The sequence below is a fragment of the Polaromonas sp. P1_G1 genome (genome assembly GCF_056405595.1).
The window spans coordinates 1-677 of the sequence record NZ_JBFUBU010000118.1 but is presented as its reverse complement, the minus strand read 5'-3'; the positions used below and the strand labels follow the sequence as shown (position 1 = coordinate 677).

At 63.6% G+C, this 677-nt stretch carries 1 protein-coding gene; it reads left to right on the top strand.

The genetic code is table 11. From position 1 onward, the window contains the following. A partial coding sequence (locus AC1D1Y_RS25985; protein WP_477684892.1) for a DUF637 domain-containing protein occupies positions 1 to 677 on the top strand: 677 nt, incomplete at both ends.

The following is a 677-nucleotide window of genomic DNA, read 5'->3' as shown; positions in this document are numbered from 1 at the left end:
CTCATCCTGGGCGGYAGCACCGACACCACCCAGACCAGCCATACCGAAAAAACCGTGACCATGGGYCTGTACCAGGAGATGAAGGGCAAGGGCAGCACCACCGAGACGCTGAACCAGACCAGCCTCAAAGGCAACGTGACGTTTGACAGCGCCTTGAAGATCACCGCCCAGATCCCCGACACCAAAGGCGGACAAGCCCTCAAGAGCCAGATCGACGCCCTGGTCAGTGAAGGCAACGGCGTGGGACTGGACTACCTCAACGCCCTGGCCGCCAACCCCAACGTCAAGTGGGACCAGGTGGCCCTGGCCCATGAGAAATGGAGCTACGACCAAGGCGGCCTGACCGGGGCGGGAGCGGCCTTGCTGACCATTGTGGTGACTTACTTCACGGCGGGCATGGGTACGGCAGCGGTGGGGACTACTACGGCTGTGGCCGGCGGCGCAGCCGGGGCAACGGTGACCACCCTGGGTGGCGTCACGCTTGCCAGTACCGCAGCAGGACTCACCACCGCAGGCATCGCCGTCAACGCTGGCTTTGCGGCTCTGGCATCCCAAGCGGCCGTGGCCATGGTCAACAACCAGGGMGACATCGGCAAGACCCTGGATCAGTTGGGCAAGGAAGAAAGCATCAAGGGCCTGCTGTTGACCATGGTGACGGCGGGGGCGTTGGACAAGCT